A 23,060-nucleotide genomic window follows, 5' to 3' on the forward strand; every position below is an offset into this window, starting at 1 on the left:
CCCGACGTTAACACCGGGCGACGCGGGCCCTTTATCGGTGATTGCGCTGGCCAACCCCTCTTTCCGGGGAATTCCGGATGCTTTTTACGGGGTTTTTCAGAGGGGTCGCCGGGAATTTTCAGGGGTTTTCATCGGTGCCCGGGAAACGCCGCCCGGGTCTCACCAGCCGGACTTGATCGTCTCGGCGATGTGCGACCGTTCCTCCGGCGTCAGCCACCAGCCGACCGGGATGTTGACCACCCGGTCGTGGACCGCGTCCACGCCCGGCAGCGGCGTCCTGGCGTCCGCCACGCAGCCGTGCTCGTCGTTGCGGCGGCAGACCACGCTCACGGTGACGCCCGCGCCGGCCATCTTGCGCATGAAGGACGCACGGTCGTCGACCTTCACCGGGTACAGCCAGAACGACGGCTCAAGCCCCTCGGTCCGCGCGGTGAGCTCCAGGCCCGCCACACCGGCCAGCTCCGCGTCGTAGAACGCCGCGTTCAGCCGGTGCAGCCGGACCCGCTCGTCCACCGTCTCCAGGTTCGCCAGCCCGATCGCCGCGTTGATCTCGTTCATGTAGAAGTTGTAGCCCCACTCGGCCACGTCGTAGTCGGCGTTCACCCGGTCGGCGTCCCGGTCGATGCCGAAGAAGCGCAGCCGGCGGGCGCGCAGCAGGGACTCCTCGTCGGGCAGGGTCAGCAGACCGCCGCCTCCGCAGCTCAGGTGCTTGGTGGCATGGAAGCTGAAGACGCAGAGGTTACCGTGGCCGCCCAGCGGCAGACCGGCGCAGGTGGCCCCCCACGCCTGGGCGCAGTCCTCCACGACCACCGGCCGGAAGCCGTACTCGGCCTCGGCGTCGTCGAGGATGCGGGCGAGCCGCACCAGGTCCACCGGGAAGCCGGCCCAGTGGACCACCATGATCGCGCGGGTCGCCGGTGTGATCTTCTTCGCCAGGTCGTCCAGGTCGACGTTCAGCGTCGCCGGATCGACGTCCACCCAGGTGAGGCGCATGCCGTTGGCGAGGATGCTCCAGTTGGTGGCCTCGAAGGTGAACGGCGTGCTCAGCACCTCCCCCGGCCCGTCGGGGGCGCCCGGGGCGCCGGCGCAGGCGCCCGCCAGCCGCAGGGCGAGGTGCAGGCCGGAGGTGCCGTTGTTCACCGCGGCGACCCTGGGGTTGCCCACCCGGGCGCCCACGGCGCGCTCGAACTCCTCGACGGCCGGTCCGTGACCGAACCGGCCGCTGTCGACCACCGCGGTGACGCGCTCGGCCGTGCCGGGCGCGACCGCGGTGCGGAACAGAGGGATCATCGCCGTACGCCGACGAACAGCGACCGTCCCGCCAGCAGGTCGCCCGGCTCCACGCGGACGGGCTCGAAGCCGGCGTGCGCGAAGGCCGCCGCGTACTCGTCCCGGCCGAACAGGTTCATCACCTGGACGTGCTCGAAGTGCCGCACCCCGGCGGCGTCGGCCACCAGGTAGTGGGCCTCCACGCGGACGACGTTCCCGGTGCGCACCGAGGTCGCCAGCCGGGTCACCGTACGGCCCGGCTCGCGGACGATGTCGTCGCCGATGTGGCCGTCGGCGAACCCCTCGCGGAAGTACCACGGCTCGGCGATCAGCACGCCGCCGGGCGCCACGTGCCGGCCCATGGCGGCGATCGCGGCGTCCAGCTCCGCCTGGGAGGACATGTAGCCGATCGTGCCGTAGAGGCTACAGACCGCGTCGAAGGTGCGGCCCAGGTCGAAGTCCCGGATGTCCCCCGAGTGGACGGCCACGCCGGGGAGCTTCCCCTGCGCCCGCTCCCGCATCGAGTCGGAGAGCTCGACCCCTTCGACGTGCCCGAACATGGTCCGCAGCGTGACGAGGTGCTCCCCCGTGCCGCAGGCCACGTCGAGCAGCGACGCGGCGTGCGGCGCGCGCTCGCGGATCAGGCCGGCGATGACGGCGGCCTCGGCGGCGTAGTCCTTGCCGCGCCTCTTGTAGAGGAGGTCGTAGATCTCGCTGACCTCCTCACCGTAGACGTTGGCGCCCCGGTGCCCCGGCGCGCTGTCGCCGGAGGTGTTCCTCGCGATGGTGTCAGTGGTCACTGCTCCTCCAACCGGCCCGGACGGTGAACGCCCGATGTCGTACGGCGCGGCGGCCGGGGCGGGCGGGTCCCTCCGCCCGCCCCGGCCGCGTCACGCGGGACCGCGCCCCGCGTTACTTGACGCTCTTGAGGTACTCGTCGAGAGCGGTGAAGAAGTAGCCCCAGCCCTCGGTGGCCCGCGGCACCTCGTCCTCGGGCAGGTTGCCCTCCTGCACGAAGGTCAGCTCGGTGCCGCCGGGAGCGTCGACGAAGGTGACGGTCACCAGCTCCTCGGTGTCGCCGTCCCGCTGCTGGCGGGCCGCCTCCTTCTCGGCGTCGTCGCTCAGGTCCAGAAGGCTGTAGGTCAGCTTCTCGTTCGGCACGACCTCGCGGTAGACGCCGGCGAAGGGCACCTGGGTCTGCTCGTCGACGACGATCGTGGCGCGCCACTCACCGCCGGGGCGGACGTCCATGGAGATCGTGTCCAGCGGGGCGCCCCACCAGTGGGTGAAGTGCTTGGGCTCGGTCCAGGCGGCGTACACCAGCTCGCGCGGCGCATCGAAGGTTCGAGTGATCTCGATCCTGCTCGTCATGTGTCGTCCTTTCTCGGACCTGAGGGAAGAAATGGCTTCTGCACGGATCGAAGCCGGCCCGCCCGGCTCCGCCGTCCGCCGGCGTGTCGAAAACCCGGATGGGCCGGCTCGCCGTCGCCCCGCGGCCCGCGACAGCGGTCACGGCCGGGGATCATGAAGAGCCTATAGGCCCAGCAAGGTACCGGTGGTGCGATTCTCGCCCCGGCCCGGCGCTTTTTCTTATTCAGGAATGCTCTCTTGCGTCCCCCATCCGGAGAATCCGCTTCCCCCACCCGGAAACGCCCTCCGGTGAGTGGGCGCGCCCGCCCTCCGGACCGCAACCCGAAAGATGCGCCGCCCCGGAGACGGGTGTGACGCTGGCGCATGTCGCATCCGCCCACGAGACCGTGAGGACACGCGAAGAATGGGAGTCGTCACCAGCATTCCCGAGCGCCGCCTTTCCCCTCCCTCCCCGCCCGAGCCCGGCCTGACGCCGGAAGAGATGGTGGCGAGGGCCGAGGCCATCGCGCCGTCCCTGGTCGAGCGCCAGGCCGAGACCGAGCGGCGCACCTTCTACGGCGAGGACGTCCACGAGGAGTTCACCCGGGCCGGGTTCTACCGGATCCTGGTCCCCCGCCGGTACGGCGGCTACGAGTTCGGGATCGACACCTTCATGCGGGTGACGATGGCGCTCACCCGGGGCTGCCCCTCGACCGGGTGGATGTACTGCCTCGGCGCGGCGCACGCGCTCGCGGTGGCCACGCTGTTCGAGGAGCGGGTGCAGGAGGAGGTCTTCGGCGACGGGCACTTCATCTGCCCCGCGACCGTCATGCCCGGCGGCACGGCCGAGCCCGCGGACGACGGCGGCTGGGTGCTCAACGGCACCTGGGGCTACTGCTCCGGCTCGCCGTACGCCACGCACTTCATCGGGCACGCGATGGTCACCCCCGACGGCGGCGGCGAGCCCGAACCGGCGATGTTCATCGCCCCCCGCAGCGAGTGGACCCGCCTGGACGACTGGGGCGGGGCGCTCGGGCTGAAGGGCAGCGGCTCGCACAGCATCCGGATCGAGAACGGGCGCATCCCCGCCCACTTCCTCATGCGGACCCACATGAGCCAGGTCAGCGTCACCGAGGGCACGCCCGGCCGCGCGCTGCACGGCAACCCCGAGTACGGCGGCGGCCAGCTCAGCTTCATGGTCATGGAGGACGCCGCCCTGGCCGTCGGCATCGCCCGGGGCGCGCTCGACGCCTACGAGGACCTGATGCGCAGCCGGACCACCCCCTTCCCGCCGATCGTGCCGCGCTCCGAGGACCCCGACTACCAGCTCCGGTACGGCAGGGCCGCCGGCATGATCGCCACGGCCGAGGCCGCGACGCTGGACGCGGTCCGGCAGTGGCGCGAGACCTGCGCCCGGGGCCCGGCAGCCGTCACCCGGGAGCAGGAGCTGCGGATCGCCGGGATCTGCAGCGAGGTGGTGGACCTGTGCTGGCGCGCGGTCGAGCGGCACCTGTACCCGACCGCGGGCTCCAGCGCGGTGCGGAACGGCGAGCGCATGGAGCGCATCTGGCGTGACATGTCGATGTTCGTCACCCACGCCGGAGTTTCGACCTTCCTCGCCACCATCGCCCCGCGCGATCTGGCGCGGGTCCGGTTCGGCGTCGAGTGACCCGGCGGAGGCCCGGCCTCCGGCGTTGAGACCGTCCCCGCCGGCCGCATCCGGCGACGCGGGTTGAGACCGCTCCGCGGGCCGCATCCGGCGACGCGGAATGAAGGGAGAAGTCCGTTGACTGAGCTTCAGGACCGCGCGTCCGGCACCGGGAACGCGGAGCCCGCCGGTCCGGCGCGCCGGCAGACGCGCCCGATGACCGGCGCCGAGTACATCGAGAGCCTGCGCGACGACCGCGAGATCTACCTGTACGGCGACCGCGTCAGGGACGTCACCTCGCACCCCGCGTTCCACAACCCGGTCCGGATGACGGCGCGGCTGTACGACGCTCTGCACGACCCGGAGCGGCGCGGCTCCCTCGTGGTGCCGACCGACACCGGCAGCGACGGCTACACGCACAGCTTCTTCACCACGCCGCGCAGCGCCGAGGACCTGGTCGCCAACCAGCGGGCTATCGCCGAGTGGTCGCGGATGACCTACGGGTGGATGGGGCGCAGCCCCGACTACAAGGCCGCCTTCCTCGGCACGCTCGGCGCCAACGCCGAGTTCTACGAGCCGTTCTCCGACAACGCCCGGCGCTGGTACCGGGAGTCGCAGGAGAAGGTGCTGTTCTGGAACCACGCGATCGTGCACCCGCCGGTCGACCGCAACCGGCCGCCGGACGAGGTCGCCGACGTGTTCGTCCACGTGGAGAAGGAGACCGACGCCGGCCTGGTGGTGAGCGGCGCCAAGGTCGTCGCGACCGGCTCCGCGCTGACCCACTACAACTTCATCGCCCACTACGGCCTGCCGATCAAGGACCGGAAGTTCGCGCTGGTCGCGACGGTGCCGATGGGCGCGCCCGGCCTGAAGCTGATCTGCCGCCCCTCCTACACCGCCACGGCCACCGCCATGGGCAGCCCGTTCGACTACCCGCTGTCGTCGCGGCTGGACGAGAACGACACGATCCTCGTCCTGGACAAGGTGCTCATCCCCTGGGAGAACGTCTTCATCTACGGGCACCTGGGGAAGGTCCAGCTCTTCACCGGCCGCTCCGGTTTCCCCGAGCGCTTCACCTTCCACGGGTGCACCCGCCTGGCGGTCAAGCTGGAGTTCATCGCGGGCCTGCTGATCAAGGCGGTGGAGGCGACCGGCACCAAGGACTTCCGCGGCGTGCAGAGCCGGATCGGCGAGGTGCTGGCCTGGCGCAACCTGTTCTGGGCGTTCTCCGACGCCGCCGCGCGCAACCCGGTCGCGTGGGCGAACGGCGCGGTGCTGCCCAACCCCCAGTACGGCCTGGCCTACCGGTGGTTCATGCAGATCGGCTACCCCCGGGTCAAGGAGATCGTGCAGCAGGACATCGCCAGCGGCCTGATCTACATCAACTCCAGCGCCGACGACTTCAAGAACCCCGACGTCCGCCCCTACCTCGACAAGTACCTGCGCGGCTCGGGCGGCATGGAGGCGGTCGAGCGGATCAAGGTCATGAAGCTGCTGTGGGACGCGGTCGGCACCGAGTTCGGCGGCCGGCACGAGCTGTACGAGCGCAACTACGCCGGCAACCACGAGAACACCCGGGTCGAGCTGCTGGCCGCGCAGACGGCGAACGGGCAGGTGGACGGCTACAAGGCGTTCGTCGAGGAGTGCATGTCCGAGTACGACCTGGACGGCTGGACCGTCCCGGACCTGTCGTCCTTCGACGACCTGCGCCAGGTCCGCGGCGCCATGTTCGACCTCTGACGGCGCCGTCCGGTCCGGCCTCTCGTCCGGGGCCGGACCGGACGCGCTCAGCGGGAGGACACGCGGGCGAACCACCCGCCAGCCGCGGCGCACAGCACGGCCGGCAGCAGGAGCGCGGCCGCCGGGCCCGCCGGGGCGCCGAGGCCGGTGAGGGCTCCCATGGCGGCGACGCCGAGGGTCGCCCCGGTCTGGCGGGCGGCGTTGAGCACGCCTCCCGCGGACCCGGCCGTGCCCTCCGGGGCCGCGCCGATGACCGCGGCGGCCAGGGCCGGCAGGACGAACGACACCCCGAACCCGGTGAGCAGCAGCCCGAGGGCGAGCACGCCGTACCCGGCGCCGGCCCAGGCGGCCCAGCCGAGCACCGCGCCGCCGGCGGTCAGCAGCGCCGCACCGGCCGTGATGGGCGCCCGCGGGCCGCGGCGGGCCACGATCCGGCCGGTCAGCGGGGGGTTGAGCGCGAACGGCAGGGTCAGCGGCAGGAACGCCAGACCGCTGGCGACCGGGCCGAGATGGTGGTCGTGCCGCAGCAGCAGCGGCAGCACGAACAGGTCGCCGGTGAGGGCGAAGTTCACCGCCGCCCCCACCGCGAGGCCGGTCCGCACCCCCCGGCCGCGCAGCAGCGCCGGGTCGAGGACCGGCGCGGCACTGCGCCGCTCCCGCAGCGCGAACGCGGTCCCGGCGAGCACGGCGGCCGCCGCGGAGACCGCGACGTGGGCCCAGGACCCCGAGCCCGCGGCGATCAGCGCGTCGGTCAGCAGCGCCAGGGTGGCGCAGGCCGCGAGCTGCACCGTCCAGTCGACGCGCCGTTCGCCGCGCGGGCAGGCCACCGCCCGCCCGGCGGTCGTGGCCAGCACCAGCAACGCGAGCGGCACGTTGACCAGGAAGATCGCCCGCCAGCCGGCCAGCTCGACCAGCGCGCCGCCGGCGATCGGGCCCGCGGCGACCGCGGCCCCGCTGACGGCCGCCCAGGTCGCCACGGCGCGGGTGCGGCGGGCCGGGTCCGGGTACAGCCGCGCGATCATCGCCATCGAGGCGGGCACACAGGCCGCCGCCGCGGCGCCGAGCACCGCACGCACCCCGACCAGCGCCCACAGCGCCGGCGCGAGGGCGCACAGCAGCGAGCCGAGGCCGAAGACCGCGACCCCGGCGCGGAAGACGCGGTGCGCGCCGTGACGGTCGGCGACCGCGCCGGCCGTCAGCAGCAGGGCGCCGAAGACGACGGTGTAGCCGGTGGTCGCCCACTGCAGGCCGGCGACCGAGGTGTGCAGCGAGGCGGCCAGGTCCGGCTCGGCGACCGACAGCACGGTCATGTCGAGCAGCACCATGAAGTATCCGAGCGAGATGCCCAGGAGCGCGACCGGGTGCCCGGCCCGGCCGGTGCGCTCGCCGGGGATGGGTGATTCGACGGTGGTCATGGGGACCAACTGTCCGGCTCCCGGCTTCCGGGCTCCACCGGGCCGTCCGTACACTCCGTTCGGGAATTCCGAACGGAACGGGCGATCGGGGGACGGCGTGGAGCTACGCCAGTTGCGGACCTTCGAGGCGGTGGCGCGCGACGGCACGGTGACCGACGCGGCCAACGAGCTGGGGCTGGCGCCCTCCACCGTCTCCGAGCAGATCCGCGCACTGGAGAGGTCGCTGGGCGTGCCGCTGTTCGAGCGGACCGCGCGGGGGATGCGGCCGACCGGCGCGGGCGAACGGATGCTGCCCTGGGCCCGGCGGCTGCTGGACGCCGCCGAGCAGGCGCGCTGCGAGGTGACCGGGCGGCCGAGGGTGCTGCGGCTGGGCGCGCTGGAGACGATCGCCGCCACGCTCGTCCCCCGGGTGCTGGCCCGGCTCGCCGAGCGCCGCCCCGGCCTGGCCGTGGAGGTCGCCCCCGCGGTGAGCCGGGACGAACTGCTCTCCGGGGTCGCCGGCGGGCGGCTGGAGGCGGCGCTGCTGCTGGACACCGGGGAGGCGCTGGGCGGTCTCGGCTTCCCGCCGCCGGCCGGACCCCTGACGTTCCTCGACCTCGACCCCGTCCCGCTCGCCCTGGTCGCCGCGCCCGGCCACCGGCTGGCCGGCCGCTCCCCCGTGCTGCCCGGCGACCTGGCCGGTGAGCGGCTGCTGGTCAACGTGCCGGCCTGCTCCTTCTGGATGGCCGCCGACCGGGTCCTCGGGCCGGGCCCGGAGCGGGTCCGGGCCGGCGGGGTCGCGGTGATGCGGGCCTGGGCCGAGCGGGGCCTGGGGATCGCGCTGCTGCCGGAGTTCGCCGTGGCGGAGGCGCTGCGGTCCGGCGCGCTGACCCGGCTCGGCCTGGCCGTCCCGGACCTGCGGCTGCGGCTGGTCTGGCGCGGCGACCGGGAGGACCTGCCCGGCCTGCGCGACGTGCTGTACGCCGCCGCGGCCTGACCGCCGCGCCGTACCGCGCGCGCCGTCTCCTCGGGGGCCGCCCGCGCGGCGCCCGGAGGTACGGCGGACGGCGGCGGGTCAGCCGGTGACGGTGGCGGGGGCGGTGCCGGAGGCGACGTCCACGCCGGCCGCGCGGCGGGTCTCCTCGTCCTCCAGCATGATGTACGGGTCGTTCATCTCCACCCAGCCCAGGCCGGGCGGGCAGCGGTCGTAGCCGAGGAGCCGCCTGACCTCCTCGGGGTAGGCCAGCACCTTCTCCCTGGGCACCGCGAGATACTGGTTCTCCTCCTGGCGGAGGTTGCCCAGGTCCAGCGAGATGGTCATGCCGGTGCGCGGCACGGTGGTGACGTTGCGGCCGCCGCCGTGGTAGACGCCGCCCAGCCAGATGAGGCACGACCCGGCCGGCATCTCGGTGGGGATGGCCTCCTCGGCCTTCGGCGCGCGCTCGTCGTCCCAGTGGTGGCTCCCCGGGATGACCAGGGTGCCGCCGTTGTCGGCGGTGAACTCGCTCATCCCGAGCATCATCTGCACCCGGCTGGTCGTGCCCGGGTGCGAGCGCAGGTGCAGCGCGTCGTCGCGGTGCAGGGGCTGCTTGCCCTGGCCCTGGTGGATCTGGATCAGCTGCGTGGCGCTGATCTGGATGGTGGGGATCATCTCCTGCCGGGACCGGCCGATCCACATGGGGATCGGCCGCTGCATGATGGCGCGGGCCGCCCCCAGGTAGAGGCGCTGGGTGACCACCGGCGTCAGGCGCGTGGTGCGGGCGAACAGCGAGGACACCCGCCTGGTCCGCAGCCCGTCGTACCAGTTGTCGCTGTATGCCTGGGAGTCCAGGTAGGGGCCGAGGTCGTCCCACAGCCCGGCGAGGGTCTCCTGGTCGACGAAGTCCTCGACGACGACGGCCCCGTCCCGTTCCAGGATCTCGACGACATCGTCGAGATCGGCGTCCGGCCTCACCCTGATCAGGCCAGCCATGGTGAACCGCCTTTCTCCGCGATCCGTTTCCGTGCTCGTTTCCGTGCTCGGTACGGCCGGCGGGCGGGCGGCCCGCCGGCCCGTGCCCGCCGTACGGCCGTCCCCCGGCCTCGCGGCGGGCGGGCGGTCGTACGGCGGGCCGGCCCCTCAGCGCAGCTCGACGTCGCTTCGGGTGACGGCGCCGACGAACTCGCCGCGGGACAGCGCCGCGGCCACCAGCTCGATGTCGTCGGCCATGTAGCGGTCGTGGCTCAGCGTCGGCACCAGCGACCGCACCGCGTCGTAGGTCGCCCTGCCCGCCGGGCTGAGCCGGTCGTAGCGGCCGGACACGTCCACCGCCTGCGCCGCGGCGAGGAACTCCACCGCGAGGATCCTGGTGTTGTTCTGCATGACCCGCCGCGCGTTGCGGGTGGCGATCAGGCCCATGCTGACGACGTCCTGGTTGTCGCCGTTGGACGGCACGCTCTGGGTGCTGGCCGGGCCGATGGTGCGGTTCTCGGCGACCAGCGCGGTCGCCGGATACTGGGCGCCGGCGAACCCGCTGTTGAGGCCCGGGTCGCCCGCGACGAGGAACTCCGGCAGGCCGTTGCTGAGGTGCCGGTTGAGCAGCCGGTTGGTGCGGCGCTCGGAGAAGACGCCGAGCTGGGTGAGGGCGATGGTGAGGAAGTCCATCGCGAAGGCGACCGGCTGGCCGTGGAAGTTGGCCCCGTGGAAGACCTCCTGGCCCTCGAAGACCAGCGGGTTGTCGTTGGAGGAGTTCAGCTCGGTCTCCAGCACGCCCGTCACGTGGTACAGCGTGTCGCGGACGGCGCCGACGACCTGCGGGATGGCGCGCAGCGTGTAGGCCTTCTGCAGGTAGACCTCGGTACGGTGCACACCGCCGTCCGCGTCCCCGTGCGAGCCGCGCCGGGAGGCCTCGCGCGACTTCAGGGCGCGCAGGCGGTCGGGGTCGGCGCTGAGCGCGCGGCGCAGGTCGCTGTGTTCGACGGCCAGCTCGCTGCCGCGCAGCAGGGCCCGCATGTTCGCCGCGCTGTCGATCTGGCCCCGGTGCGGGCGGGCGATGTCGTGCCCCTCGGCCCCGAACGGGCTGGTCGAGCTCTGCAGGACCTCGCAGATCAGGGCGGTGACGATCTCGGCCTGGCGGATCTGGTCCATGGCGCGCCCGGCCAGCAGGCAGCCCACGCCGGTCATCGCGGAGGTCCCGTTGATCAGCGCGAGCCCCTCCTTGAACCGCAGCTGCAGCGGTTCGATGCCGAACTCCCGCAGGACCCGCGCGGTCTCGACGCGGCGGCCCTCGCGCAGGACGTATCCCTCGCCGATGAGGGTGGAGGCGACGTGCGCGAGCGGGGCCAGGTCGCCGCTGGCGCCGAGGGAGCCGATCTCGGGGATGGCGGGGGTGATGCCCAGGTTGAGGTAGAGCGCGAGGCGCTCCAGCAGCTCGGGACGCACCGCCGAGTACCCCTTGGACAGGGCGTTCAGCCGGGCCGCGACGACCGCCCTCGCCTCGTCCTGGGCGAAGGTCGGGCCGACGCCCGCGCTGTGGCTGCGGACCAGGTTGGTCTGCAGCTCCACCTCCTTGTCGGTGTCGACCAGCATGTAGATCATCTCGCCGTAGCCGGTGGTCACGCCGTACACGGGGATGCCCTGCCGGATGATGTCCTCGAACATGTCGCGGTTGGCCGCGGCCTTGGACAGCGTCTCGGAGGAGACGACGCAGGCGGCGCCGTCCTCGGCGACCTGCCGCACGGCGGCGATGTCCAGGGTCTCGCCATCGAAGTCGACCGACGTTTGGGTCTCGACCAGAGTCAAGTTTCTCACCTCGCCAGAGAGGGGCTAACGGCTTCAGCGGGTACGGCTTGTGCGTCGACCGGGGCGGCCGTGCGGTGCGCGGGACGTCGGGTCGCGACGTGAATTCCCCCACGGCAGCGAATTACGGCCGAAAATGACGGTCGATGTTCCGCGTGGAACGGCGTCGGCCGAATTCCGGCGCGAATACCGGGGAGCGTCGGCGATGTCTTCGCCGGCGGCTCCCGCGGCATACGGGATATGCGCGGTCCTCACCACGACATCGTCACGTCCGGGCGTCTCCCGGTGCATCTTCTGGCGTGCTGGCCCCCGGGCGCGCCGCCCGCCACGCGGCGCCGCACCCGGGACTCGCCCTGTTCTCCCTGGTCATCCGATGATGAACGATCCCGGAGCCGCCGGTATACGGAACGGGTGACAGGAAGCGGCCGGGGGAAGGCAACATGTTGCCTCCGCTGCGCCTTGCCGTAAAGCCCCGCCGATCGCAGAGTTTCCACATGAGAGAAAACCAGCGCATTATGGAATCGCTTCGGAAGTCCTGCGACGGGACCACCTGGGACTAGCCGCGGCCCCGGCGTCGATGGGATTTCGTGGCTTGACCGGTCGCGGTGGCCGGGTCGCGAAAGCGCGGGGCTACCGCCGATCTTTCGGATGTCCACGCCGAAGGATCGCCACGGGAGCCGCGCTCGTGTCCTCATCCTCACCGATCGCCCCGTGTCCTGACCGGCTCACCGCTGCGACACGGAACAGGGACTTTCTCACCGCCAATCGCCGTCCCACTGTTCCTCCACCCCGTGCACCGTCCACGGCCGGAGCTTGTCGGGGTTGCGTACCGCCCAAATGCGCTTGATCCGGTCACCTACGACGTCGCACGCCGCCACCGTCACGATGACGCCGTCCTGCTGGGCCACCAGGCCGGGCTGACCGTTCACCGTGCGCTCCAGGAGCGTCATGTCGGGTGCCCTGCGGGTGATGGCGATGATGTAGCGGGCTATCTGCTCGCCGCCTTCGATCGGGCGGAGCCCGGCGCTGACGATACCGCCGCCGTCGACGACCGCCGTGGCGCCGGGGTCGAGGAGGTCGATGAGGGCGTCGATGTCCTTGGCCTCCCATGCCCGCTTGAAGTCCCTGACGATGCCGGCCCGCTGGGCCGCCGGAGCTGCGGGAGACCGCGAGGCGCGGATGCGGCGGCGGGCCGAGAAGGCCAGTTGGCGACATGCCGCCGGGGTCCGGCCGACGGTCTCGGCCACTTCGGCGAAGGAGTAGCCGAAGACATCGTGCAGGATGAGCGCGACGCGCTCGGCCGGGGTCATCGATTCGAGCACGACCAGGAAGGCCATGCTGATCGACTCGTCGAGGGTGACCCGGTCGGCCGGGTCGATCGTGGCGTCGCCCGGCCGCCCACCTGGCCACTCCATACGATCGGGCAGCGGCTCCGGGATCCATTCGCCCACGTAGCTCTCGCGGCGGGCCCGTGCCGAGCCGAGCAGGTCCAGGCAGATGCGACCGGCGACCTTCGTCAACCAGCCGCCGGGGGACTCGATGGCCTCCTGCCGCTGCCGGGGCATGGCGTACCAGCGGGCGTAGGTCTCCTGGACGACGTCCTCAGCCTCGGCCAGGGAGCCGAGGAGCCGGTACGCGAGATTGATCAGCTGACGCCGCTCGCTCATGATCGCGCTCAGGCCCGGATCGAGCCGGCCGTCTCCTGGTCCGGATGGGGTGGTCATGGTGCCGACGGCTCCCTTGCTCGTAGCTGCCCTTCACCGGTCCGACGAGACAGCGCACCGGATTGTGAGGTCGGCGCGTCGCCTGACATTTCCAGCAGTCGCTTCGTCGGACTACTGGGACACCGGGCCGCAAGGCTCGAACACCGCTGAGATCGAGAAGGGGAACCTCACCGTGCCCACGCACACGTCGCCTCCTCGCACACGCTCAGACGGTCGTACCTCACTCCGCTCATCACGCGATGCCTGCCGGAGACGCGCGGCGGTCAGCGACGCGCCGGCCGGCTCGCTCAACGAAAGCTCTTGAAGCTGACGACCACAGAGAGGTCTCATGTTCACCGCTTATATCGCGATCACCATCTTCGCCTCGGTGCTGAACGGCAGCGCTGCCGTCATCTACCTGATCGGCCACGAGTTCCCAAAGGCCCAGCTGGACATGAAGGGTTTGCCGCGGGCGTGGGGACCGGTGTTCGGCATGATGCTGGCGGCGGGCGCTTTGGGGCTGCTGGGCGGGCTCGCCCTGCCCATGCTGGGGACACTCGCTGCCTCCGGCCTCGTGCTGTACTACACCATCGCGCTCCTTGCGCACCTGCGAGTGGGCTCCCGCGCGCTCGTGAACTGGGGGGGATTCTTCGCCACCGCGGTGGCCGCACTGGCCGTGAACCTGCTCTACCACTGGACGTGATCTGTGGAGACAGGCGCACTCACCTGGCCGCCGCGGCACGGCGGATGAAGACCGGCCCCATCGGGTCGCAAGCCTCGAACACCTTCCGAGATCGAGAAGAGAAGGCCTCGCCATGTCCACGCCCGCACGCCACACACCCAACAAGGTCGTCGTCATCGGTGGCGGTTACGCCGGAGCACTCGCGGCCAACCGTCTGCGGATACGCACCGACGTCGATATCACCGTGGTCAACTCCCGCCCGGAGTTCGTCGAACGAGTCCGGCTGCACCAGTTCGCGGCCGGCACCGGCGAGGCCACGGTGGACTACGGCACGCTGCTCGGCGAAGGCGTCCGGTTGGTCGTCGACAGCGCCACGCGTATCGACACCGCCGCCCGCACGGTACGGCTGGCGTCGGGCCGCGCGCTGGACTACGACCACGTCATCTACGCGGTCGGCAGCACCGGGGCGATACCGTCATCGGTGCCCGGCGCGGCCGAGTTCGCGCTCGGCATCGCCGAACTCGAGTCCGCGCGGCGGCTGCGCGCCAGGCTGGAGGAGTTGCCCCTGGACGCTCCGGTCACCGTGGTCGGCGGCGGGTTGACCGGCATCGAGACGGCCGCCGAGCTGGCCGAGCGAGGACGCGCGATCACGCTGGTGTGCGGCCGGATCCTGGCGCCGTCATTCGGCGCACGGGGCCGCCGAGCCGTGGCCAAATGGCTGTCCCGGCACGGTGTCGTGGTGCTCGAGGCCGCCGTGGTGAGCGAGGTCCGGCCGGATGCGGTCGTCTTCGCCGACGGTACGGCGCGTGCGAGCGCGCTGACCATCTGGGCGGGCGGGTTCGGTGTGCCGGAGTTGGCGGCCGCGAGTGGGTTGCGGACCGATGCGCTCGGCCGGCTGCTCACCGACGAGACGCTGACCAGCGTCGACGACGACCGCATCGTCGCGGCCGGGGACGCCGCTTCACCGTCGGGCCGGCCTCTGCGGATGAGCTGCTACGCCGCCGGGCCGCTCGGGGCACAAGCCGCCGACACCGTGCTGAGCCGCATCGCGGGAACCGAACCGGCGATGATCGACCTGGCCTTCTCAGGGGCGTGTGTCAGCCTCGGCCGGCGCACTGCCGTACGACAGCTCGCCCGCAAGGACGACCACCCGGTGAACGCCTACGTCGGCGGCCGCGTGGGCGCGGCGATCAAAGAGGCGACCTGCAAGTTCGCGGTGTCGAGGATCCGCCGCGAGGCCCGCAAGCCGACTTCCGCCATGTGGCTGAAGGGCGGCTCGCGTCCCGAGCAGCCGGCCCCCGCTCCGCGCGGGGCCGCCTCCCCATGACCGCCGACGAGCATGCCGATCCCGCGGTCAGCACCAAGATGACCGCCGGACGACGCCGTACCTCATGCGGGTCACACCGATCGGGAAGCTCCGGCGATCTTCGTACCGGCGGGACCGGCGGGAGATCTTTCAAAGGCTCGGGGGGCGCTGCTGGGGCACGGTGAAGAAGGTTTCCAGGACGGGGGCGAGGACGGCCGGGTCCACGGCGTGGCTCTGGCCCTCCAGAGTGAGGTGCCGCGCCCCGGGCAGGACGGCGGCGAGCGCCCTCGCGCCGGTGCGTAGATAGTCTCTGCTCCGGCCGCCGTCCGCGACGAGGACGGGGGCGGTGACGCAGCTCCACCTGTCGGCCGGCAGCGGCCTGCCCGCCATGGTCGTCCGCATGACCGCGCCGTCGTAGGCGAGGGTGTGGGCCACGGCCTCGAACGCCCGCCAGCCGGCCGTGCTCCGGCTGCGGGCGACGGCCTCGGCGGGAACGCCCGCGGCCCGGGTCATGAAGAACTCCACGGCCTCGCCCCGCCGCCCCCGGGCCACCAGCCCGTCGAGCCTGGTCACGTAGTCCTCGGGCAGCGGCGGACGGGTGGCGTCCACGACGAACGGCGGCTCGTACAGCGCCAGCCTCGCGATGCCGGGCAGCCGGCGGGCCGCGTCGAGGGCGATGACCGCGCCGGAGGAGAACCCGCACACGAACACCGATCCGCCCGCCTCGGCGATGACGGCCTCCAGGTCCTCGACCTCCCGGGCGACCGCGTAGGGGGCGGTGTCGCCGCTGTCGCCCCGGCCCCGGCGGTCGTAGCGGTAGACGGTGAAGCGCGGCGCCAGCAGCTCGGCCAGCCGCTCCGCGACCGGGTCGAGCGACCGGTGGCGCAGCGCCCCGCTCACCAGGACGACCGGCGGCCCCTCGCCGCGGCGGTCGAACGCGATGCCGGTGCCGTCACTTGAGATCACACGCTGCATGGGATCGCCTTTCTCGCCTTCACCGGCCTTCTCACCGGGTGCGCCCCGCGCCCCGCCGGATGACCGGCGGGGTGCGGGGCGGGGCCGTCGCACGGAGGGGCGGGCGGCGCGGGCGGGACGCCGTGGCCGCGGCGGGTCAGTGGGAGCCCGGCTCGGCCGGGGGGATGTTGTGGTTGAGGCGGAAGAAGTTGTCGGGGTCGTAGGTCCGCTTCACGTCCCGCAGCCGCCGGTGGTCGCCGGGCGTGTAGGCCGTCTCGGCCCTGGTGGTGTCGCCCAGGAAGTTCAGGAACGCCCGGTCGCCGGAGTGCGGGCGCAGCACCCGCGAGACCTGCGGGTCGCAGGCGTCCAGAACGACCGACAGCTGCGCCGTACGGTGGCCCACCGGACCCGCGTCGGGCCCGGGGTCGGTCATCGCGCCGCCCCAGTGGCGGACCTCCGCCATGGTGACGGGCGAGTCGGGCCGCCCGACGACGCCCGCCACCGCCTCGATCACCTCGTCGGGCAGGGTCTCCAGGAGGTTGAAGTCGCGGGGCGCGATGCCGCCCATCTCCGCCTGGGCGAACGTCGTGGTCCGCAGGTCGTCCAGCAGCACCGGACCGGCCGCGTCGGTCAGGGGGCGCAGCGCGGCGCGGGCCTCCTCGGCCTCGCCCGCGTACATGACGCGCAGCCCGAGGACCCACCCGTCCCGCAGCGGCGCGGGGGTCTCCGGGGCGTCGGGGAACCGGGCCAGCAGGATCGAGGTGCTCAGTTCGAGGGGGGCGTCGGCCATCCACTCGCGATAGCGGGTCAGCGTCTCGGCGGCCCGGTCGGCCGTGAAGTAGAGGGCGCCGGCGTGGACGCGGGCGACGGGGTGGAGCCGGAACTCCAGGGAGGTCACCACGCCGAAGTTGCCGCCGCCGCCGCGCAGCGCCCAGAACAGGTCGGGGTTCCGGTCGGGGCTCGCCGTCACCAGCCGGCCGTCGGCCGTGACCATCTCGGCGCGCAGCACGCTGTCGGAGGCGAAGCCGTACCTGCGGGCCAGCCAGCCGATGCCGCCGCCGAGGGTGTAGCCGGTCACGCCGACCGTCTGGTGCGAGCCGGCCAGCGGCGCGAGGCCGAACGGCGCGGCGGCGGCGATCACCTCCGCCCACGTGGCGCCGGGGCCGACGCGGGCGATCCGGCGGTCCGGGTCGACCAGGACGGACTCCATCCTCCCGGTTCTGAGGAGGACGCCGCCGTCGGAGGCGACGTAGGTGCCGTGCCCGGTGGCCTGGACGGCGAAGGGCAGGCCGTGCTCGCGCGCGGTGAGGATCGCGGCCCGCACGTCGGCGGGGTCGTCCGCCTCGGCGATCAGCGCCGGCCGCGGGTCGATGTCGGCGTTGGGGGCCTCGCGCTGCGCGTCGTATCCGGGATCTCCCGGCAGGAGGACCGCCCCGCCGAACTCCTCACGCAGGCGGCGCGCGGCTTCGGGGCCGCCGCCGGGCGCGGCGTCGCGAACCCGGTACGGCCGGCTCTGGACCTGCTGGCTCATCTCGAACCCTTTCGTCTCTCGTGTGTGGAGCGGACGTCTCGCGTGTGCCAGCCGCCCGGCGTCTTCGGTGAGCCGCGTCCGGCTTCGACCAGCATCCTGCGTGCGGACCCCCTGGGTCATCCGTGAAGACCACGGATTCGGCACGCAAAGACCACTGATCGCCGCACCGATGGGTGATGATGTCGAGGTGACGACAACGGGGCCAGGTGAGGTGTCGGCGCGCGAGGCGGAGGTTCTGGAGGCGCTCGGCGCGCGGCTGTCCAACGCGGAGATCGCGAGCAGGCTGCACATCTCGGTGCGGACCGTCGAGAGCCATGTGTCCTCGCTGCTGCGCAAGTACGGCGTCGCCGACCGGCGGGCGCTGGCCGCGCTCGCCGGCGGGGCGGCGCCGCCCGAGGCCGCTCCGCAGGGGAGGGCGGCGGCCCCGCCGGGGCGGATGGCGGGCCTTCCCGCGGCGCTGACGTCGTTCGTGGGCCGCGAGCGGGAGCGCGCGGCGGTCCTGGCGGCGTTCGGCGAGTCCCGGCTGGTGACGCTGCTGGGGCCGGGCGGGGTCGGCAAGACCCGCCTGGCGGCGGTGGTCGCCGGGGACGCGGCGCCGTCGTTCCCGGCGGGCGGCGCGTTCGTGGACCTGGTCCCGGTGGGCGGGGGCTTCGTCGCGCAGGCGGTGGCGGCGGCGCTCGGCGTCACCGAGCGTCCCCGGCAGCCGCTGGAGGACGCCGTCGCCGAACGGCTCGGCCGGGGCCGGTCGCTGCTGGTCCTCGACAACTGCGAGCACCTGCTCGACGCGGTGGCCGGGTTCGTGGAGCGGACGCTGTCGGTCTGCCCCGGCGCGAGGGTGCTGGTGACCAGCCGCGAGCGGCTGGGCGTGCCGGGAGAGAGGATCGTGCCGGTCGCGCCGCTGCCGGTGGCGTCCGACGCCGAGCGGCTCTTCCTCGACCGCGCCGCCGCGGCCGATCCGGGGTTCACCGCCGATCCCGCCGTGGTCGCCGAGCTGTGCGCCCGGCTGGACGGCATGCCGCTGGCCATCGAGCTGGCCGCGGCGCGCAGCGCCTCCCTGGGCGCCGACGGCCTGCTGGCCACCCTCGACGACGTCCTGCGGCTGCTCGCCGGCGGGCGCGGGGCGGTCGAGAGGCACCGCTCGCTGCGCGCGGTGATCGGCTGGAGCCACGACCTGCTCGGCGAGGAGGAGCGGACGCTGTTCCGGCGGCTGGCCGTCTTCACGGGCGGGTTCGATCTCGACGCCGCCGTCGCCGTGACGCGCGGCGGGGGCCGGGGCCCGGTCGCCGACGTGCTGGGCCGCCTGGTGGACAAGAGCCTGGTCGTCCGGCGGGGCGGGGAGAGCAGGTGGCGGCTGCTGGAGACGGTCCGCGCGTTCGCCGCGGACCGGCTCGCGGCGGCGGGTGAGACGGACGAGACGCGGCGCCGGCACCTGGAGTGGGCCGCGGCGGCCGCGGCGGCGCTGGAGGGCCGGCCGGCGGGCGCGACGGCGCTCCCGGGCCGGCGGGCGGACGGGTGGCGCGACGACTTCGACGCCGTCGCCGACGACCTGCGCGCCGCGCTGGCGGGATCGCCGCCCGGTCCCGGCGCGGTGCCGCACCGGCTGGCGCGCGCGCTGGGCCGCCTGTGCTACGCGCGGCGGTTCCTGACCGAGTCCCTGGACCACTACCGGGAGGCGGCCGGGCGGGCCCCCCATCCGGGTGAGGCCGCCCGCGACCTGCGCAGCGCGGCCGACGGCGCGCACGCCGTGGCCCCGGCGGGCCACCACGCCTTCGAGTTGCTGCTCGCGTCGGCCGATCGGGCGCGCGCCGCGGGCGACGGCGACGCCGTGGCCGGGGCGCTGGCCGCCGCGGTGGTCACCGCGAACCGGTTCTCCGCGGGTTTTCCCGCCGAGGTCCCGCACGAGCGGCTGTCCGCCCTGCTGGAGGAGGCGGCCGCGGCCGGCGACCGGGGGGATCCCGTCGTGGCGGCGCTGCTGGCGGCGGCGGCCGCGTGGAACGCGGGCCGGGAGAAGATGGCGCCGGACCCGGTCCTGGCCGCGGCCGCCGCCGAGGCCGCGCGCGCCGCCGGCGACCCGGTGCTCGTCAGCGCGGCCCTCGACGCGGTGAGCACCGCCGCCGCCACGGCGGGCCGGCTCCGGGAGGCGTACCGGGTCACCCGCGAACGGCTCTCCCTGCTCGCCGCGATGTCCCGCGACGACCCGCGCTCCGCCCCGGAGATCACCGACACCTACAACATGGCCGCCACCTACGCCGTGGCCACCGGCGACCTGCGGACCGCGCTGGAGACCGCCCGGTCGGCGCTGGAGGACGACCTGCTGGGCGGTCACTCCTACCTGTCGGAGAGCAGCCTGGTCCTCCCCCTGGCGCTCACCGGCGAGTTCGACGAGGCCCTGCGCCGGGCCGACGGGATGTGGGACGGCTGGGAACGCGCCGGCGGCCCCGTGGCGGGCTGGATGTCGCCCGCCGTCGCCGCCGTGGCGCTGGTCCACGGTCTGCGCGGCGACGACCACCGGTACCGGTTCTGGCGTGCCCGCGCCACGCAGGTGTCGGGCGGCCCGCGCAACCACGCGACGTTCGCGGCGTTCGCCGACGCCCGCGTCGCCGTGCACACCGGGCGGTTCGGCGGCGCGGCCGACCTGGTGGGGCTGGTCTTCACCGACTTCCCCCAGGGGCGGTACCAGACCTACGCCCGCGCCGCCGGGGCCGAGCTCGCCGTCGCGGCCGGATTGCCGGACGCCGCCGAACGGCTGGCCTCGGCGTCGGCCGTCGCGGGCGAGAACGACTGGGCCGCCGCCTGCCTGGCCCGCGCCGAGGGGCGGCGGAGCGGTGACGTCGCGGCCCTGGCGGCCTCGGTGGCGGGCTGGGAGCGGGTCGGCGCCCGCTTCGAGCGGGCCTGCACCCTGCTGCTGCTGCCGGACCGCGCCGCCGAGGGCCGCGCCGAGCTGGCCGCGCTGGGCTGCCCCGCGCCCGCCTGAGCCCGCCTGAGCCCGGCGGCGGGAGGCGGTGGGAGACGGCGGGAGGCGATGGGAGACGGCGGTGCGCCGCTCCGTGACCCGGTCACGCGGGACACGGATCACCCGCCGCCCGCCTGGGCCCGGCGGGACATGACCGGACCGCGGGCGGCGGGCGCCCGCGGTCCGGATGGTTCGGCCCTGCGGCCCGCTAGGCGGCGCAGCCCTCCAGGCCGGCCGGCGGCACGGTGCCCTTCGCGCCGAAGAAGAGGTTCGCGCACTTGGCGAGGAACTCGGGGTTCTCCTCGGGGACGAAGTGCGCGGCGTCGGGCGCCACCACCGTGCGGACGTCGTCGGCGACCTGGCCGAACGAGCCGCCCACGCCCTCACCGAAGGAGTACTGCCCGCCGACGGCCAGCACCGGCGCGGTCAGCTTCCTCCCGGCGCCGGCCTTGTTGTTCTCGGCGTCGGCGGCGAAGGCCCGGTAGTACTCGTAGCCGGCGGTCCGCCTGGCCGGGTCGGCGTAGGCCTGGAAGTACGGCTCGGCGTTTATCGCGCCCGGCTGGTGGCTGAAGCCGAACATCATGCCGAGGTAGGTGCGGACGTCGTCGTTGTCCATGATCGTCTCCGGGATCGGCGCCGGGGACATGTTGAACCGGAAGTGCCAGCTGATCCCGTACAGGTCCTCCAGGCCGAAGCCGGCCAGCGGCGTCTCGATCGCGGCGATCCGGCTGACCTCGCCGGGGTAGTCACGCGCGTAGGGGTAGGCGATCAGGGCGCCGAGGTCGTGCCCGATGATCCCGACCTGCTTGAGGCCCAGCTTGACGACGGCCTCGTGGATCCTCCGCGCGGTGGCGGCCTTGTCGTAGCCGCCGGACGGGATGGTGGATTCTCCAAGTCCCGGCAGGTCGAAGGCGATGACGGTGTGCTCGCGGGCGAGCGTCGGCATCACCTTCTCCCACATCTGCCAGGTCTGCGGCCAGCCGTGCAGCAGTACGAGCGCCGGGCCCGAGCCGCCGCGGACGTAGTGGAGGGTCCCGCCTGTCACGGAGACCTTCCCGTGGGAGAAACCGGGCGCGAGACGCGCCGTCCCCTCCTCCGACGGCGCGGGGGCCGTCCGCACGTCGGCGCCGGCGGCGCCCGTGGTGAGCAGGGCCGCGGCGGCGGCGGTGAACGCGGCCACGGCGAGGCGCATCCGCCTCATGCCGGGCCGCCCCGTCCGCCGGGTCCGCGCGGTTTCCTGAGCTGGCTGCATATTCGATTGCCCTTTCCTTGTACTTACCGAGTGCACGGGAGAAGGGGTCCGGCGGACGGGGGGTACCGCCGGACCCGGAGAAGACCGGGGACCTCCGCGCTCCCGCACGCGGCGACCCCGGGGTCTCGGATCAGCGCGCCAGCACGGGGATGCTCGGCTCGACCGGCTTCTTGCCGAACCGGTTGCGCAGCCGCATGGCGGGCTTCTCAACGGCGTAGTAGCTCACCAGGGCGGCCAGGAAGCTGCCGGCCTGGACGATGAGCCACGTCAGGGGGAAGTTGTCGGACGACATGGTGCCGTCGGTGTAGAAGAGGATCATCGGGATGTGCCAGAGGAACATCCCGTAGGAGACCTTGCCGATGTACTGCAGCGGCCGGACGGTAAGCACCGCCTCGATGAACCTGGACCGCACGCCCGGCACGGTCAGCGGCGCCAGGAGCAGGAAGACGATCAGCAGGTCGATCGGCTGGTCGAACATGACGACCGCCAGGGTCGGGTAGTCCGCCGTGCCCTGGCCGCCGACGGGTGAGAAGCAGAACAGGACGATGACGACCAGCGCCGCGAGCCAGCACCGGCCCGGATACTTCGCCACCAGCCGGTAGGGGGCGAGCATCGTCGTGGGCGACGCCTCGGCGGCGGCCGACATCGCCGCCAGGGCCATGCCGACGGCCAGGTAGCCGAACCAGCCGGGCGGCCAGTTGCCCTGGACGGGGTACGGCCCCAGGGCCGTCGAGTGGCTGTAGGCGCTGAACGCGTAGCCGATCACGATGATCGCGGCGATCGGCACCAGGATGCGGCGTGCCTTGGCGGCCGGGTCGGCGGCCCTGCTCGCGAGGCGGCCGGCGAACCACGCGAAGAACGGCAGCAGCACGTAGAAGGCGCTCTCGGTGGCCATGCTCCAGGTCGACTCAAGGCCGGCCGGGATGGCGCCCGCGTTGTAGACGTGCTGCATGGACAGCACCCGCAGGGCGTACCAGAGGCTGGTGACCTGCTCGCGGCCGAGCGTGAGCATCACCACGATCGACACCAGCCAGAAAGCCGGGAAGATGCGCAGCGCGCGCCGCCAGGCGTACGCCTTCAGGTCGGGCCGCGCCGTGCCGGCCATGGTCGCCAGGGCGAAGGGACGGTAGATCAGGAAGCCGGACAGGGCGAAGAGGATCGGCAGGGACTCCCTGGTGAACCTCTCCAGCACGACGGCGAAGGCGCCGTTGCCCGGGTAGTCCCCGAAACCGATCTGCCCGGCGGTGAACGCCGAATGGATGGTGATCACTGCCAGCACGGCGATGGCCCGGATCCCCTGTAGTTCGGGGAAGTACTGGCGCTTGGTGTCACGGGCCTGCGGGGGCTGAGCGTCCGGTCCACCCCTGCTCGTCCCGCTGGCGATGTCTGTTGCCATGGCCGCTCCTTGAGGAGTTAAACGACCCCTTAAGGGTGGGTGCGCGGCGATCGGCGGCGCATCTCCTGGATTGCGGCATCGGGGGCGTCAGCGGGGCCGGGGAC

At 73.3% G+C, this 23,060-nt stretch carries 17 protein-coding genes; 6 read left to right on the forward strand and 11 right to left on the reverse strand.

What is annotated here, in order from left to right:
• Window positions 1-159 precede the first annotated feature (159 nt).
• The 3 genes from IEZ10_RS21545 to IEZ10_RS21555 all read right to left on the reverse strand — a co-directional run bounded on the left by IEZ10_RS21545 (window position 160) and on the right by IEZ10_RS21555 (window position 2,640).
• Window positions 160-1,290, reverse strand: a complete 1,131-nt coding sequence (locus tag IEZ10_RS21545) for a DegT/DnrJ/EryC1/StrS family aminotransferase (RefSeq protein WP_189248316.1) — start codon at window positions 1,288-1,290, stop codon at window positions 160-162.
• Complete coding sequence (locus IEZ10_RS21550; protein WP_229811488.1) at window positions 1,287-2,069, reverse strand: class I SAM-dependent DNA methyltransferase; 783 nt, start codon at window positions 2,067-2,069, stop codon at window positions 1,287-1,289. Before IEZ10_RS21550 ends, IEZ10_RS21545 begins: the two co-directional genes overlap by 4 nt.
• Window positions 2,070-2,181: 112 nt before the next feature.
• Entirely contained in the window at window positions 2,182-2,640 is a 459-nt protein-coding gene (locus tag IEZ10_RS21555; protein WP_189248317.1) for an SRPBCC family protein, read from the reverse strand.
• 403 nt (window positions 2,641-3,043) lie between these two features.
• On the opposite strand from IEZ10_RS21555, the gene IEZ10_RS21560 reads away from it, so the two are divergent.
• Together IEZ10_RS21560 and IEZ10_RS21565 are read left to right on the forward strand one after the other, a co-directional pair.
• Window positions 3,044-4,288: an acyl-CoA dehydrogenase family protein gene (locus IEZ10_RS21560; protein ID WP_189248318.1), complete on the forward strand. Its 1,245-nt coding sequence runs from the start codon at window positions 3,044-3,046 to the stop codon at window positions 4,286-4,288.
• Between the two features lie 117 nt (window positions 4,289-4,405).
• Window positions 4,406-6,007 (forward strand): 4-hydroxyphenylacetate 3-hydroxylase family protein, encoded by a 1,602-nt coding sequence (locus tag IEZ10_RS21565; RefSeq protein ID WP_229811489.1) that lies wholly within the window; start codon window positions 4,406-4,408, stop codon window positions 6,005-6,007.
• Between the two features lie 47 nt (window positions 6,008-6,054).
• Here IEZ10_RS21565 and IEZ10_RS21570 read toward each other — a convergent pair whose 3' ends face one another.
• Window positions 6,055-7,422 carry an MFS transporter gene (locus tag IEZ10_RS21570; RefSeq protein ID WP_189248319.1) on the reverse strand — a complete coding sequence of 456 codons (1,368 nt, stop codon included), beginning with the start codon at window positions 7,420-7,422 and terminating at the stop codon, window positions 6,055-6,057.
• Between the two features lie 97 nt (window positions 7,423-7,519).
• Here IEZ10_RS21570 and IEZ10_RS21575 point away from each other — a divergent pair, with 97 nt between their 5' ends.
• Window positions 7,520-8,398, forward strand: a complete 879-nt coding sequence (locus IEZ10_RS21575) for a LysR family transcriptional regulator (RefSeq protein ID WP_189248320.1) — start codon at window positions 7,520-7,522, stop codon at window positions 8,396-8,398.
• Between the two features lie 78 nt (window positions 8,399-8,476).
• On the opposite strand, the gene IEZ10_RS21580 is transcribed toward IEZ10_RS21575, so the two are convergent.
• From IEZ10_RS21580 to sigJ, 3 genes are all read right to left on the reverse strand, one after another.
• Window positions 8,477-9,373 carry a phytanoyl-CoA dioxygenase family protein gene (locus IEZ10_RS21580; protein ID WP_189248321.1) on the reverse strand — a complete coding sequence of 299 codons (897 nt, stop codon included), beginning with the start codon at window positions 9,371-9,373 and terminating at the stop codon, window positions 8,477-8,479.
• A gap of 147 nt (window positions 9,374-9,520) precedes the next feature.
• The gene (cmdF, locus tag IEZ10_RS21585; protein ID WP_189248322.1) at window positions 9,521-11,182 is read right to left on the reverse strand and encodes a tyrosine 2,3-aminomutase; all 1,662 of its coding nucleotides are present in this window, start codon (window positions 11,180-11,182) and stop codon (window positions 9,521-9,523) included.
• A 752-nt stretch (window positions 11,183-11,934) separates the two neighbouring features.
• A complete protein-coding gene (gene sigJ / locus IEZ10_RS21590) occupies window positions 11,935-12,903 on the reverse strand; it encodes an RNA polymerase sigma factor SigJ (protein ID WP_189248323.1) in 969 nt (322 codons plus the stop codon).
• Window positions 12,904-13,231: 328 nt separating this feature from the next.
• Between sigJ and IEZ10_RS21595 the strand changes: the two genes are divergently transcribed.
• Together IEZ10_RS21595 and IEZ10_RS21600 are read left to right on the forward strand one after the other, a co-directional pair.
• Complete coding sequence (locus tag IEZ10_RS21595; protein ID WP_189248324.1) at window positions 13,232-13,585, forward strand: DoxX family protein; 354 nt, start codon at window positions 13,232-13,234, stop codon at window positions 13,583-13,585.
• Window positions 13,586-13,697: 112 nt separating this feature from the next.
• Window positions 13,698-14,891 carry an NAD(P)/FAD-dependent oxidoreductase gene (locus tag IEZ10_RS21600; RefSeq protein ID WP_189248325.1) on the forward strand — a complete coding sequence of 398 codons (1,194 nt, stop codon included), beginning with the start codon at window positions 13,698-13,700 and terminating at the stop codon, window positions 14,889-14,891.
• A gap of 129 nt (window positions 14,892-15,020) precedes the next feature.
• Here IEZ10_RS21600 and IEZ10_RS21605 read toward each other — a convergent pair whose 3' ends face one another.
• Entirely contained in the window at window positions 15,021-15,845 is an 825-nt protein-coding gene (locus IEZ10_RS21605; RefSeq protein ID WP_189248326.1) for an alpha/beta fold hydrolase, read from the reverse strand.
• A gap of 136 nt (window positions 15,846-15,981) precedes the next feature.
• Entirely contained in the window at window positions 15,982-17,355 is a 1,374-nt protein-coding gene (locus IEZ10_RS21610; protein WP_189248327.1) for an FAD-binding oxidoreductase, read from the reverse strand.
• Between the two features lie 187 nt (window positions 17,356-17,542).
• Between IEZ10_RS21610 and IEZ10_RS21615 the strand changes: the two genes are divergently transcribed.
• The gene (locus IEZ10_RS21615) at window positions 17,543-20,329 is read left to right on the forward strand and encodes an ATP-binding protein (protein WP_189248328.1); all 2,787 of its coding nucleotides are present in this window, start codon (window positions 17,543-17,545) and stop codon (window positions 20,327-20,329) included.
• Between the two features lie 187 nt (window positions 20,330-20,516).
• On the opposite strand, the gene IEZ10_RS21620 is transcribed toward IEZ10_RS21615, so the two are convergent.
• Both IEZ10_RS21620 and IEZ10_RS21625 read right to left on the reverse strand, forming a co-directional pair.
• Complete coding sequence (locus IEZ10_RS21620; RefSeq protein ID WP_229811490.1) at window positions 20,517-21,509, reverse strand: alpha/beta fold hydrolase; 993 nt, start codon at window positions 21,507-21,509, stop codon at window positions 20,517-20,519.
• Between the two features lie 181 nt (window positions 21,510-21,690).
• Window positions 21,691-22,956 (reverse strand): acyltransferase family protein, encoded by a 1,266-nt coding sequence (locus IEZ10_RS21625; protein WP_189248329.1) that lies wholly within the window; start codon window positions 22,954-22,956, stop codon window positions 21,691-21,693.
• Window positions 22,957-23,060: the final 104 nt, after the last annotated feature.

This window comes from Streptosporangium pseudovulgare, from assembly GCF_014648055.1.
In the GTDB taxonomy this organism is placed as follows: domain Bacteria; phylum Actinomycetota; class Actinomycetes; order Streptosporangiales; family Streptosporangiaceae; genus Streptosporangium; species Streptosporangium pseudovulgare.